The organism is Agathobaculum desmolans ATCC 43058 (genome assembly GCF_000701665.1).
Lineage (GTDB): Bacteria > Bacillota > Clostridia > Oscillospirales > Butyricicoccaceae > Agathobaculum > Agathobaculum desmolans.
Genome location: NZ_JNJN01000061.1, coordinates 1 through 12,551, shown reverse-complemented (window position 1 = coordinate 12,551; position 12,551 = coordinate 1). Strand labels below are relative to the sequence as shown.

Annotated in this window: 14 protein-coding genes and 2 pseudogenes; 1 reads left to right on the top strand and 15 read right to left on the bottom strand. The window is 47.7% G+C overall.

Going from position 1 to position 12,551, the window contains the following annotated elements; all coding sequences use genetic code 11:
• Together T363_RS15740 and T363_RS0112620 are read right to left on the bottom strand one after the other, a co-directional pair.
• On the bottom strand, positions 1-269 hold a 269-nt coding region (locus T363_RS15740), incomplete at its 3' end, for a transposase (protein WP_242840245.1).
• Between the two features lie 2 nt (positions 270-271).
• On the bottom strand, positions 272-613 hold the full coding sequence (locus T363_RS0112620; RefSeq protein ID WP_242840281.1) for a TetR/AcrR family transcriptional regulator: 342 nt from the start codon (positions 611-613) through the stop codon (positions 272-274).
• Positions 614-841: 228 nt separating this feature from the next.
• Here T363_RS0112620 and T363_RS0112615 point away from each other — a divergent pair, with 228 nt between their 5' ends.
• Positions 842-1,201 carry a helix-turn-helix transcriptional regulator gene (locus T363_RS0112615; protein ID WP_031476383.1) on the top strand — a complete coding sequence of 120 codons (360 nt, stop codon included), beginning with the start codon at positions 842-844 and terminating at the stop codon, positions 1,199-1,201.
• A 28-nt stretch (positions 1,202-1,229) separates the two neighbouring features.
• Here the strand turns inward: T363_RS0112615 and T363_RS0112610 are convergent, their stop codons facing one another.
• From T363_RS0112610 to T363_RS0112550, 13 genes and pseudogenes are all read right to left on the bottom strand, one after another.
• Positions 1,230-3,038 (bottom strand): lysozyme family protein, encoded by a 1,809-nt coding sequence (locus T363_RS0112610; protein ID WP_031476381.1) that lies wholly within the window; start codon positions 3,036-3,038, stop codon positions 1,230-1,232.
• A gap of 33 nt (positions 3,039-3,071) precedes the next feature.
• A complete protein-coding gene (srtB, locus tag T363_RS0112605) occupies positions 3,072-3,845 on the bottom strand; it encodes a class B sortase (protein WP_031476379.1) in 774 nt (257 codons plus the stop codon).
• 91 nt (positions 3,846-3,936) lie between these two features.
• Positions 3,937-4,341: a DUF6075 family protein gene (locus T363_RS0112600; RefSeq protein WP_031476377.1), complete on the bottom strand. Its 405-nt coding sequence runs from the start codon at positions 4,339-4,341 to the stop codon at positions 3,937-3,939.
• A gap of 16 nt (positions 4,342-4,357) precedes the next feature.
• Positions 4,358-6,691 carry a VirB4-like conjugal transfer ATPase, CD1110 family gene (locus tag T363_RS0112595; protein WP_031476375.1) on the bottom strand — a complete coding sequence of 778 codons (2,334 nt, stop codon included), beginning with the start codon at positions 6,689-6,691 and terminating at the stop codon, positions 4,358-4,360.
• Positions 6,675-7,136, bottom strand: a complete 462-nt coding sequence (locus T363_RS0112590) for a PrgI family protein (protein WP_031476373.1) — start codon at positions 7,134-7,136, stop codon at positions 6,675-6,677. The genes T363_RS0112595 and T363_RS0112590 overlap by 17 nt, the downstream gene beginning before the upstream one ends.
• 78 nt (positions 7,137-7,214) lie before the next feature.
• Positions 7,215-7,532 carry a type II toxin-antitoxin system RelE/ParE family toxin gene (locus tag T363_RS0112585; protein WP_031476371.1) on the bottom strand — a complete coding sequence of 106 codons (318 nt, stop codon included), beginning with the start codon at positions 7,530-7,532 and terminating at the stop codon, positions 7,215-7,217.
• On the bottom strand, positions 7,516-7,803 hold the full coding sequence (locus tag T363_RS0112580) for a type II toxin-antitoxin system Phd/YefM family antitoxin (protein ID WP_031476369.1): 288 nt from the start codon (positions 7,801-7,803) through the stop codon (positions 7,516-7,518). Before T363_RS0112580 ends, T363_RS0112585 begins: the two co-directional genes overlap by 17 nt.
• Positions 7,804-7,901: 98 nt before the next feature.
• A pseudogene (locus T363_RS15735) lies at positions 7,902-8,015 on the bottom strand (PrgI family protein); the annotation flags it as partial.
• Positions 7,996-8,253: a hypothetical protein gene (locus T363_RS0112570; RefSeq protein ID WP_031476367.1), complete on the bottom strand. Its 258-nt coding sequence runs from the start codon at positions 8,251-8,253 to the stop codon at positions 7,996-7,998. The gene T363_RS0112570 and the pseudogene T363_RS15735, both read right to left, overlap by 20 nt.
• A gap of 26 nt (positions 8,254-8,279) precedes the next feature.
• Positions 8,280-9,116 (bottom strand): VirB6/TrbL-like conjugal transfer protein, CD1112 family, encoded by an 837-nt coding sequence (locus T363_RS0112565; RefSeq protein ID WP_031476365.1) that lies wholly within the window; start codon positions 9,114-9,116, stop codon positions 8,280-8,282.
• 105 nt (positions 9,117-9,221) lie between these two features.
• A complete protein-coding gene (locus T363_RS0112560; RefSeq protein ID WP_031476363.1) occupies positions 9,222-9,578 on the bottom strand; it encodes a glutamyl-tRNA amidotransferase in 357 nt (118 codons plus the stop codon).
• A 13-nt stretch (positions 9,579-9,591) separates the two neighbouring features.
• Positions 9,592-10,032: pseudogene (locus T363_RS15730) on the bottom strand (type IV secretory system conjugative DNA transfer family protein); the annotation flags it as partial.
• 107 nt (positions 10,033-10,139) lie between these two features.
• Positions 10,140-11,960, bottom strand: coding sequence for a reverse transcriptase/maturase family protein (locus T363_RS0112550; protein ID WP_031475749.1), 1,821 nt, complete (start codon positions 11,958-11,960; stop codon positions 10,140-10,142).
• Between the last annotated feature and the right edge of the window lie 591 nt (positions 11,961-12,551).

Genomic DNA, 12,551 nt, shown 5'->3' with positions numbered 1-12,551 from the left:
CCCTTTGTTTTATATTTTTGAACCCATTGATACAATAGTCTATCTTGAATACCGGCCTCGATTGCCACTGACACACAGGATTTCCCGGACATTACTTGGGATACTAGTTCTAGCCGTTCTTCTGGTGTCCAGTTCCTATTGAAATTTTTGTGTTTCAGTGCTTCTGGACCGCGGCTATCCTCTGTTCTTACCCATAGTCTCACTTTATCTCGAAAGGATTTATCGCTAATACCTTCTGGCGTTTCTGGCCATTTTCCTTCTCGATACATTTCTACACATTTCCTTTTATACTCATATGTGTACCGCATAATAATACCCCCTCTACTGGGTGTCCAGTAAAGGGGGTACATATCAAACGCTGTAACACGGGTATCTCCGTTTGTTTCACAATTGATTTTGCTTTTTCAAGTATTTGCTCTGTCATACGGTCAATCATTGCATCCAAAATTTCTTCTTTGGATTTGAAATGATAGTAAAGCGTACCTCTTGCAATGCCGATTTCTTTCAGAATGTCATTGGTGCTTGTGGCATCATAGCCTTGTTCTCCAAACAATCTCCCTGCAACATCCAATATCTCATTTTTGCGTTCTTCCGCCTCTTTTACAATTCGCATTTTCTACACGCTCCCAAACACATCAAGACCGACAGATTGTCGGTTGTTATTCTATCATAGAGAGCGTTCGCTGTCAAGAAATAGTCACTTTTATAAAGTTTATAGCTTTTTCATCTCTGCTGATAGGCTATTAAATCTCTTGTTGTCAGAGATTTCACATCGTTCTATCAGAAACCACATCTCTGTAAAATATAAGGGCAAGATTTTCAGAGAACAGGTGGTGAGCTTATGGATAAAAGAAATAACGATTTTGACTTTGATTTCACGCCGATAGGACAGGCAATCAAGAAAGCCCGTGAAAAAACAGGTATGACACGGGAGCAGCTTGCCCGTATCGTGGATTATGACCCAAGACATCTGCAAGCGGTTGAGAACGAGGGGCAGTATCCGAGTATCGAGCTGTTCATTCAGCTTATTACGATGTTCGGGGTATCGGTGGACGAGTACATATTCCCAGAGAAAGAAGTCAAAAAGAGTTCTATCCGCAGACGCTTAGACGCTCAGCTTGACCGTCTGGACGACAGGGAGCTGTCCGTCATCGAAGCAACCGTGAACGGGCTATGTAAGGCAAAAGAGCCAGAGGAATAAAACCTCTGGTTTTTCTTTCGCCCTTTTCCTAATAGCTCGGACAACCGTAACCGAGGATTTCATAGTACCCGACGGGGTAGTTGTTCTGTCGGCAGGCATCGCCAGAGTTGCCCTCCACGGTATAGACAACGCCGTTCTCGCATTTCTCCACGATGCCCACATGGTCGGCATCGCCGTCCTGCCCGTCCTTGCTCCAGTCGAAAAAGATAATGTCGCCTGCTTTCGGCTCATAATCCTTTCCCTGCCATTGCCCGTTGCTGTTAAACCAATTCACACCGTCCGAACAAAGGGAGAATTTCGGCACGATGCCGCTTTCCAGATAACCGCATTGGTCGGCACACCATGAAACGAAGCAGGCACACCATTCTACACGCCCGTCAAAACCATACCAACTCCAATAGGGCTGTCCTCCCTTGTTGCCAAGCTGCGTCAGAGCAACCTCCACGATTGCCTGATTGCCGCCGCTTGTGAACGCCCGCCCATATGGGTAATACCGAAGCACATGGGCGGGGTACTGCGTGTCGCCGTACTTTTCCCAACCTAACCGCTGTGCCTGCATGGTAGAAAACTCTACCGCATTGGCATAGGAATACCCGCCATAGTTGCTCTTTGCCCATGAGATATAGCCATTGCCGAAGTTATAGCCCTGCAAAGCGAGCTTGATACGTTCCATGTCAATCGGGTTTTCCGCCTCTGCGGAGATAAGAGCTGCCTTTAGCTCCTGTACGCCGCACTGGATAGAATACTCTGGGTCTTGGATACCATTCGGCTCATGGGGATACCTTGTATTAAAACTGCCCTCTGCCGCCTGCATAGGGTCAAGCCCACGCCCACCGCTTTCCTGCATCATCACAGCTTTGATAAGCTCCACATATTCGGGAATGCCGTACTGCTTGGCATATTTTTGTATCAACGGCTCATAGGCTTCCACCTCCGCACTGACAGGGGTATAGGAAGTGCTTTCGCTGCCGCCGCCAAATAAAGACACGGCACACCCAAGCAGGACGACAATCAGGATAATCACGACGGCAATCCAACCGCCTGCGATTAAGGCGGAAATCAACGCCTTTGTGCCTGCGATAATCGCCTTAACCGCCGATATGGTGGCTCTGACCGCCGTTTTCGTTGCTTCGGCTGTCGCCTTTGCGGTGGCTTTCGCCGTCTGTGCCGCTTTCTGGGCGGCTTTGGCAGATGCCTTTGCCGCCGCCTGCGTCGCTTTAGCGGTCTGCTCCGTGGTCTTAATCGCCGTTTTAGAGGTCGCCTGTGCGGTTTTCACGCCGTTTTCTGCGGTCTTGATTGTGCCTTTCGCTGTGGATTTGACCGTTTTCTCCGCATTTCTGGCGGTTGTCTTAATTGTCTTTTTTCCCTGCCGCCTTGTCTTTATCAGCGGATTTTCTGTATTCTTAGGAACTTCGGGCTTCATGGCAGGAGAATCGTCCGAAGCAGGGGAACGGCCCGCTGTCCCGTTTCGGATCAGCGAGCCGTCCTGTTCTGCCATCACCTGTGCTTTTTTCTTCTCGGCGGCTTTGACCGCCCGTTTCTGCTTAAAATCCGATACCCTGTCCTTTGCCCTAACGATGTTCTCCTTCGTGGTCTGGACGGATTTCTGCCCCTGCTTATTGAATTGGTGGATGCCCTCGTCTTTGATACGGTCTGCACCGTAAGAGAGCTTATCCGCCGCATACTCGGTGGCGGAGCCTTCGTCAGCATAACAGCCCTGTTCCGCTTTTTCCTTTGTCTTGGCATAGGCAGATTTCATACGCTCCGAAGCAATGGCGGCTTTGTCTATGGTCTTTATCGTGCCTTTTATCGCATCCCTTGTCTTAATATCAGCCATAGCAAACCTCCCTTCCGTAAATTCCTGCGTTTGTTACACGATTTTTTTCGCCACAACCACAAGCCTGCCGTTCTGGGCGGAGTATTCGCAGGTGGAGAGGGTAATGAGCTTATCGCCGTACTCGGCGGTCACACCCGTATCATACAGGGCAAGCTCCTTACACTTGGCGATATAGGCGTTAAATTCCTCCTCATTCTCCGCATCCACAAAGTCATAATAGCGGTAGCCCTCCGCACTATACGCCACGGTCTTAAAGACGGCGATGATTTCATACTCGCCCTGCTCGGTCAACGTGTCAAACTGGATGGTCTTGTGTTCCTCATAGAAGCTCTTGTCCTTATAATTCTCCAATGCCCCGAACATCTTTTGCCCCTTGATGTGATGACCGTAGATAATCAGGTTGTCGCTTGTGAGGATGTCGCAGTTTTCTTGGATATACGGCACGCCCAAATCGCTGTATTCCTTTTCAAAGCTGTGCTTCAGATAGAAGTTGGGGTTGTTCTTGCTCTGCATAACGGGATAGTTGATAGCTGTCCCGTCAATGGCAATCCAGCCAACCATGTCCTCGTTCTGCAAGTACAATTCCTGATATTTGGCAAGCACATCCTCGCCCTCGCTGACGGGCGTATCTTCTGGTGTTTCTTCCTCCGCAGGAGTGTTCTCCACCACCTCCGCAAGACTGTCAAACACTTCCTCCTGCTCGTCCACCTGTGCATAGTGGGCGTAGATGTGATAGCCGCAGAAAGCCGCCGCCCCTAAAAGGGTAACGGCGGCAACGATACAGATAACAGATTGATATTTTTTCAAATTCATAGGCTTGTTTTCCTTTCTTTCATTTGCCCTGTTTTCTGGGCATAACGGTATGCCCGCAGGGTATTTCATTTTTTGAGATTACGGTTTACCGTGTATGCTCGGTCTGCTTCTTGGGCGACGGTAAATCCCTGCAATACTCGGGATACCTCACCTTGATGCCCTCCATAAAGTACGGGGCAAACTCGCAGCAGAACAATTCTTCTGGGGTGAAATACCTCTCACGCCCCTCCTCGGCATAACCGTTCCAGAGGTTAAAGGCAAGGTGGCAGACCTTGACCGTGCCGCTTGTCTGCCATCCGCCGTGCATCCCCTCTGGCTCAATGCAGTCTGTCTTAAAATCAAACATGGCATTGATGTTGTTCCTTGTTTCCTCCGCAATCCCCATCACATAGAAAAACGCCCTGTGATAACAGTCGTTTACCCTGCATTTCATCATATTTTCCAGAAAGAAATCACGGTGGGCTGCATTGCGAAACCTTATCTCTGACATAAAAATCCCTCCATTCTTAACACTCCCCAAATTTGGTTGTCATCAGCTTATACAGCTCCGTATTGCGTGGGAACTTATTAACGAACGGCACGAGGGAGCTGCCCACTTTCAAAAGCCCCTGACCTGCACCGACATTGGTGATATAGCTCATCTGCAAATCAGAGATATTAAGGAGCTTTGCAAGCTCGATACGGTCTGTGGACGCCTGATTGAGCATAATGATAAACTCGCTGTTGGCAAGCATCGTCCTCGCCGTATGGCTCTGCAACAGGTCGTCCACGTTCTGCGTAATGCCCGTACAGTACGCCCCGTACTTACGCACTCGCTTCCAGAGGGTAAAGAGGAAGTTTGCCGAGTATTCATGCTGAAAGAGCAGGTAAATCTCGTCAATGAAAATAAAGGTGTTCCTGCCTTTCGCCCTGTTCTGGGTGATGCGGTTTAGGATGCTGTCAAGCACCACAAGCATACCGATAGGCTGTAGCTGCTTGCCTAAATCCAGAATGTCATAGCAGATAAGGCGGCTGTGGGTATCCACATTGGTATGCTTGGCAAAGGTGTTGAGGGAGCCGTCCGTGAAAAGCTCGATGGCAAGGGCGATTTCCTGTGCTTCTGGCTCGTTCTGCTTTAACAGCTCCTCACGGAAGTCCTGCAAGGTGGGCGGCGTTCCCATATAGTTGCCCTGCTGATAGTAGCGGTAGACGCTCGCCGTGCATCGGTCAATGATAGATTTCTGCTTTGCCCCCAGACTTGCCCCGCCGATGAGCTGCTCGCACAAAGACAAAATAAACTCCGATTTCAGGATGACGGGGTTTGCACCGTCGCCGTAATCGGAGTTCATATCCATAGCGTTGATGTGGTTATCGCTCGTTGCCGAGATGTGGATGACCTCGCCCTGCATGGCTTTCACAAGCGGGGAATATTCTCGCTCAGGGTCTATAATAATAACATCGGCGTTGGGGTCGGTCAGAATGATGTTCGTCATTTCCTCCTTTGCCGTAAAGGATTTACCCGCACCAGACACGCCGAGGATAAAAGAATTGCCGTTCAATAGGTGGCGGCGGTTAGCGATAATCATGTTTTTGGAGATTACATTCTGCCCGTAGTACACGCCGTCCTTATGGTAGATTTCCTGCACTCTAAACGGGATAAACACTGCAAGGCTCTCCGTTGTCAGCGTCCTTAATGCGTCAATCTTCCTCACGCCAAAGGGCAGGGCTGTATTTAATCCGTCCATCTGCTGATATTTCAGCACCGCAAACTGGCACAAATGCTTTCTTGCCGTCGTCAAGAGGGCTTCCGTGTCGTTGTCAAGCTGCTCTTTGGTATCGGCGGTATGCACCATCGTCAGCACCGCAAACATCATCCTCTGGTCACGGGTCGTCAAATCGTCCAGAAACTCCTTGCTTTCCCGACGCTGCTGCTCCAAGTCGTAGGGGATGACGGCGGAAAAGTTGTTGTTCTGGTTCTGCTTCCTCTGCCAGTTCGTTATATTTGTTTCCACGCCGAGCAGACGGTTTTCCACCTCCCGCACCGCTTCGTCCGTGGGAACGGGAACGACATCCACGGAGAGCATCATGTTTCTGTTCAGCTCGCAAAGCTCCGCCACCATGCTGTCCTTGATATAGGCGGCATATTCCCGCAGGAAAATCACACGCCCGTACCTGTCGCCCATACGGAAATAGTCTTTTTCAAACTCAAAGGTGTCGGGGCAGATATAGTCCTTAAAATCGTGACCTTTTTTCATGGACTGCACCATATCAAAGGCAAAGGCGGTTTCCTCGCCCGTGCGGTAGAAGTCGTGGAAGATGCGGAGCTTGTCAGCTGCGTCAAGCTCACTGCACTTTGAGCCAAGACGGTTAAAATGGGCGATAAGGTCAGCACCAACACGGGCAAAATAATTCCGTGCTTCCTCGATATTCTTTTTGCACACCGATACGGTCACATATTTATCCTGCACGATGGAATTAGCCCCTGTCGCCTTATCAAGCAGCATCTTGTTGTATTCCTTACGGTACTTATCCAGACCGTCCTCCGCCATCGGGATTAGGATGGTCTGCTCAAAATCCGCTTTATTTAAGCGGCGGTTGTTAATCGTGATTTTTGTGGTCGCACCGCTGTCGAGGGCGTTCAAAAGCTCTGAATACTCTAAAAACATCGCTTCTTTGTCCTCACGGCTCGCCACGGCGTAATTGATGTCCTCAAACTTGAAGGTCTTGGCGTATTTGTTCTTCCCGACAAGGAAAATGCCGTCCTCCCAGATGGTTTTCATGGGGATGACCGCCTGCACTGATTTCGGAACGGCAAATTTCTCCTTGTCCTGCTTAAACAGGTTTCTAAGCGTCTTTATCATGGCTTACCTCCTTACGCTTTTTTGATTTCTTAGCTTTCTTCATTTTCTGTTTCTCTGACTTTCCCGCCTGCCGTTTCTGCTTCTTTATCGGGGCGGGCAAGCCCTTCTCCCTTGCTTCGATATTCGGCTTCAACGCTTCATAATAGAGGTTGTCTGGCAAAAATAAAATCTTCTTCGGCATCAGAAACTCCGATTTTATCCACGCCCAGACAAACTGCTCGGCGGTCATTCCGTTGTATTTCACAAAGCCCATCATGGCAAAGGGGGAAGCCCCCAGAATACACATCCAACTGAGGGTTTCCGTGCCGAACTTCGGGCGGAGCAGGAAATACAAGCCCACCGCCACGCCGCAGGCAAGGACAGAAAAAATGAACTGCCGCATCGACAGCCCGAAAAACATACTCTCCGTATAGTTGCGGATTTCCTTATTTATTTTGACTTCCAAATAGATAGCACCTCCTTTTGGACATAAAAAAACCGCCACCTGTTATCAAGTGACGATTTTGCTCGGTTTATTTTCTTGTTACCTGATAAGCCAACTGTAATCCTGCCTGCAATCCACCACATAATCGGCGTAGACTATATCGTCTACTATCTGGAAGATTATCATATAGCGTTTTTCAAACAGGATAAAACGGTAGGCGTTTCGGGGAATATATTCCCCTGTAAGCCACGAGCATCTCTGTGGCATCAGCTCCAATGAATTTGCGGTCTTTTCAAACTCGGCTGTCAACCGTTCCGCCGCCTCTGGGCTGACCTGTGCCAGAAATGCGGCATGGGAAACGAGCATCTGTGTTGCACGTTCCGATACAATCACACGGTATTTATTCTGCTGTTCCATGACCTGCTGCCTCCTTGATTGCGCTACGCATCATCGCAGCAACTTCATCAACAGAGTAACCTTTGTTCCCGCGCATCCTATCTTCCTCAACGGCAAGCAGCTCCTCACGGAGTTTTAACATCTTTTCCCGTCTGTTATAGGTTTCAATATCCATGACAACCAAATCCCCCTCGCCATTCTTGGTAAGGAAAATCGGCTCTGCGGTCTTTCTGCACATATCGGCAATCTCATTGTAATTCTGGCGGATTGCTGCGGATGGACGAATATTCATAATGACACCTCCTTGAATTGTATCGGTAGTAATATTCTACCCATATTATACCCATTCCATGCAACATAGTCAACAGCTCCGCAGAAAATTTACAATTACAAGCCCACCGCCACGCCGCAGGCAAGGACAGGAAAAATGAACTGCCGCATTGACAGCCCAAAAAACATACTCTCCGTATAGTTACGGATTTCCTTATTTATCTTGACTTCCAAACGGACACCATCCTTCCTTTACATCGCCTGTCGCTATAAAGAGAATGCTGCGTTTGGGGATATACGCAAATCCTGAAATGGCGTCCCCGATTTCAAAGATTTCGTTATCGTCAGCCTTTTCAAATTTTCCGACTAATCCCTTTTCCGCAGGCAGGTCATAGGCTTCGGAAGCCTCAATGACTTCTCCGTTCAACAAATGGATATGATAAATCTGGTAATACTCTGGCTCTTTTTGCATTTTGATTTTCCTTTCCTGATTGATGATTACAAGCCCATCATTTCCCGTACCACACGGTCTGCCATCTTGACCGCACCGACAAGGACGAGCATATTAAAAACAAGTTCCCCGATATAGCTCCATACCATCGTGACCGCCGCCGCATCGGGATTGACGACAGGCGGGGAAGCCGCAAACACGGAGAAGATGATACACGCAAGCACGATAATTGCCCCTTCAAGGCAGACGGCGGAATAGCTTTTGATAAAGCTCTTTCCGACACTCTGGCTCGGCTCTCCCGCAAAGGCGGCGAGGGGGACAGGGGCGATGGCGGTATAAAGGTAGAGCTTGAAAAACCTGCCGTACACCGACATAATCATAATGAATGAGAGTACCGTAATGAACAGACCGCCGATAAGCGTGACCGCCCATAGGGGGATGCTCTCAAAAAATCCGCAGTCCTCAACCGCCGTGACGATTTCCTGCGGCAGTACCGTCTGCTGTGCCGCACCGAAGCCTGCGGCGTTCATAATCGTGGATATGATACCCTGCACAATCTTGAAAAGAGCCATCATCAGCTCCAAACCGTAAGTCACTGCACCTTTGGCAAGGGCGAAACGGATAAACAGCTTCAACGCCTGCTCAGGACGCTTGACCTCGGCAAAGTTGCCGCAGGTACGCATCACGCCCACCACAAAGAACAGGACGAGCAGGGCAAGCCCGATAGCCTGCACCGCACCGTGTATATCCACGATGACATTCCATATCGCCCCGCCCTTAAAGGTTTCTGGGGATTGGGTAATGAGCTGCCATATCTCGGCTAACTTCTCGTTCCAAGTGTTCAAGGCGTTCTCTAAATTCTGCACTACCCAGTTATCAGACATTCGACCACCTCCTTGTTATAATCAGCTTGCGGGGCAAGCCGCAAAGCGGATCTGCCCCGTAAGCCCTGTCTTGTGTCTTTGGGTTGCTCTTTCTGTTCCTTGCAATCAGCCCGTGATAAGCGTCAAAATCTCCTTCGCAAAGGTAATCACAACGCCGCCGGCAAGCGTCAGAAATCCATTCGCCCTCTGGGAAGGGTCGTGGGATTTCAGCGACAAGCCCACCTGCACGATACCGAAGCCGAGCATAATCATACCGACAGCCCTTACCAGACCGAAGATGAAATCGGAGAGGTTGTTGACTACCTGAATGGGGTCGCTTGCGGCAAAGGCGGTCACGGAAGTCACGCTCATCAGCGTGAGGGCAAGCACCGCCACGCAGTAGCGGCGGAAGCCTTTCTCTACCTTGCCAGTCATGGGCAGCTTGGTGGTTTTCTTGTTCTCATTTTTCTTGAAAATTCGCATAGATAAATCCTCCTTATAAATTGAATAATTCTTCCAAGTCCTCCTCGGACAGAAGCTCATAGGAAGTGCTGACAGCATTTACGCTGATTGCGTCCTTTGGAATATCGCTGTCAAACACAACAGTTGCGACAGCCTGCGTCGGCTCGCCGTGAAGATAAGGCGGCTGCCCTCCGTCTGCTGTCAGTTTCACATTGGGATGCTTTAAGATGTCGTACTTAAAGTCCATCACGGGGCGTTCCCCTCGCACAAAAAGAAGTGCGTAGCGGTTGTCAAGCATACGCACCTCGTCTGGCGTTAAAAGCTCACGCCCCGAAATCTGATAGTTGGTAGAATAGTTCCCGCTCCGCCCAGAGCTTTTCCCATAAGTGTTCGTGTCGATAGTTTCCTTTCCCAGAAGCTCCGACACATACTTGTGGGTACTCTGCTCATTGCCGCCCAGATACAGGAATTCATCATGAGGTAAGCTTCAGCTCATCCTTCGAAAAGGACTTGCATCCACTCCCTCCCAAACCGCACGTACACCTCTCGATGTATACGGCTTTCCGCTTATCATTTGCGGTGTTACGAATGAATTAAATTATGGCATTCGGGGCATACCACGAGTGTTTTCCGTCTCCTTTTTCGCATGAGTAATACCCACTCTGTATTTCCCTTTAAATCTTTGAGTTTCTTAACTTGGTGTATTACCAGATTTCTACAGTCTTTTTGGCATAATTCACAAGTATGACGTTCCACTCTCTGTTTGAGAGTGTTAGTTTTGGCATATTTTGAAAACTGCGGAAGCTCGCTTACATTATCAAACTTTGTAGCACATTCCTTCCGTTTATAACCATCCCTGTAGAATGTTGTTGTTTTCATTCCCTGCCTTGTTTCATACGCAACTGTAAATAATTCGTTTCTGCAATATCTCCGCTTAATCTCATGAACATTCGTCTTATACTTGCACGCAAATGTTTTATACATGCTGTATTTCATTACATTGGCAAATCTCCCTATTTTAAAGGAGTCATTCGCTATGGAGTAATAATTATATAGTCCACGGACTTCTGCATTGTATCTTGCGAGAATTTCAATATCGCTCTGGTTTACCAGTTTTCCCCTATGAAGGGCTACAAATCTCTCTTTTCCGTTTTCGTTGATTTTGATTTTCATTGCTTTGTATTCAATTAACTTACCTACCCATTTTTCGCGTGGAACATACAGTTTAACAACTCCTGTCTGACATCTCTGAACCCTTCCGTTAGAAGCCTTCTGTAGCGTCTGCGCTCTTGATACCGTAATGTCGTAACCTAGAAATCTTGCTCTGTTTCCAGTGTGCGTAACCTTTGTCTTAGTGTCTGACATTTCTAATTTCAATGCTTTTTGCAGGAATATTTTCACGTCTTTCTTGATAGCTTCTGCGTCTGCTTTGCTACCAATAACCCCGATGATAAAATCATCCGCATATCTCGTATACTGCACCCTTTTATAATTACTGTCGTTATAGACGTACGGTGTTGTAGATTTTTCAATCATTTCCAGTTCCTTAAGATTTTTGCATCTGATTTTCTTTTCTTCATCAGACAGACTATCCCATATCTCTCTGCCCTTTTTCCTATATCTGTATGCCTTACCGACACTGGACTTATATGCAGTAGAAAAATGTTTCTTCTTGGCTTCTGTATTGAAGTTTTCTGCATAATTTTCCATAAATTTGTCCAATTCATGAAGGTAAATATTTGCCAGCACTGGACTGACTCCCGACCCCTGCGGCACTCCGCTATAGGTTCTGTTGAATGTCCATTGTTCCATATATCCTGCTTTTAGGAATTTCCATATAAGCTGGATAAACGCTTCGTCATCAATCCTCTTTTTCAAGAGGTCGATAACTACATGGTGGTCGAAACTGTCAAAACAAGCGTGTATATCTCCTTCCACAAACCAGTTCGCACCAGTAAAGGTGTTCTGTATCTGTTTCAGTGCTGTCTGACAGCTTCTGTTTGGTCTGAACCCATGTGATTTATTACTGAACACAGGCTCATAAATACTCTCCAAAATCATCTTAACGACTTCCTGCACGAGTTTATCATCCCCCGACTGAATACCCAGAGGACGTTTTTTACTGCTGTTTTTCTTTGCAATATATTCTCTTCTTGCAGGCTTAGGTTGGTAACTTCGGTCTTTTAAGGATAAAATAATCCTCTCAATTCTCTCGTTACCCATGCCATCAATCGTTGTTCCATCAGCTCCGGCAGTCATACTGCCATCATTTGCGTAGATATTTTTATACGCAAGCCAATAAAACTCCGGATTGTACAGATTTCTGTATAATCTCTGAAATCTGTAAGTTTCATTCTTTGACTTTTCCATCAAATTTTTCAATACCTCAGTTGGATTTCTCAATGCCTCTCGCACCTTCCTTCATTTTAGTATTTTCTGATAAGCTGCTCCCCTTCGCCATGTGAACGTCATTAACGTCTCGGACTACTATGGGAGCTGTGTGACCATGCCTGTTACCAGGTTTAGGTCATCCCCAGTTAGTAAATACAGGATTAGCATTCAGTGTTGTCGGCACCGACTTTCGCCATTTATCCGCTGTCTTGCGGTTGCTCTTTCATGAGTATCGCTTGCTTTCATAACTGCGAAATGAAACCAACATGAAAAGCATACGTTTCAATCCTTTTCGTATGCGGGGCACGGGTTCCCCCACTCTGGCTATCGTTTAGGCAGTTTAGCTTTGTACCTCATACACTGATTTTTATTCTTAAATGTTCTGACGCATAGGATTAGCGCCTTTCCTATTTACGTTCCAACTGGAACAACAACATGCTACACTCCCCTTCGGGTTTCCCCTCTCGGATAAGTTGTAGAATAATAGGTTGTGATTTTTCATCACCTGATACTTTTACCTACCGCTTGCTAAAGGCGGTATCCTGTAAGTACCACGTCGCCAATTTATATTGCGCTGGCGACTTCTGGGCGCACGCAGTTGCC

What these genes read in the sequence shown, in the direction of transcription:
- T363_RS0112620 (WP_242840281.1), bottom strand. Translation starts at nt 613, where the DNA reads ATGCGAATTGTAAAAGAGGCGGAAGAACGCAAAAATGAGATATTGGAT.
- T363_RS0112615 (WP_031476383.1), top strand. Translation starts at nt 842, where the DNA reads ATGGATAAAAGAAATAACGATTTTGACTTTGATTTCACGCCGATAGGA.
- T363_RS0112610 (WP_031476381.1), bottom strand. Translation starts at nt 3,038, where the DNA reads ATGGCTGATATTAAGACAAGGGATGCGATAAAAGGCACGATAAAGACC.
- T363_RS0112600 (WP_031476377.1), bottom strand. Translation starts at nt 4,341, where the DNA reads ATGTCAGAGATAAGGTTTCGCAATGCAGCCCACCGTGATTTCTTTCTG.
- T363_RS0112595 (WP_031476375.1), bottom strand. Translation starts at nt 6,691, where the DNA reads ATGATAAAGACGCTTAGAAACCTGTTTAAGCAGGACAAGGAGAAATTT.
- T363_RS0112585 (WP_031476371.1), bottom strand. Translation starts at nt 7,532, where the DNA reads ATGGAACAGCAGAATAAATACCGTGTGATTGTATCGGAACGTGCAACA.
- T363_RS0112580 (WP_031476369.1), bottom strand. Translation starts at nt 7,803, where the DNA reads ATGAATATTCGTCCATCCGCAGCAATCCGCCAGAATTACAATGAGATT.
- T363_RS0112570 (WP_031476367.1), bottom strand. Translation starts at nt 8,253, where the DNA reads ATGCAAAAAGAGCCAGAGTATTACCAGATTTATCATATCCATTTGTTG.
- T363_RS0112565 (WP_031476365.1), bottom strand. Translation starts at nt 9,116, where the DNA reads ATGTCTGATAACTGGGTAGTGCAGAATTTAGAGAACGCCTTGAACACT.
- T363_RS0112560 (WP_031476363.1), bottom strand. Translation starts at nt 9,578, where the DNA reads ATGCGAATTTTCAAGAAAAATGAGAACAAGAAAACCACCAAGCTGCCC.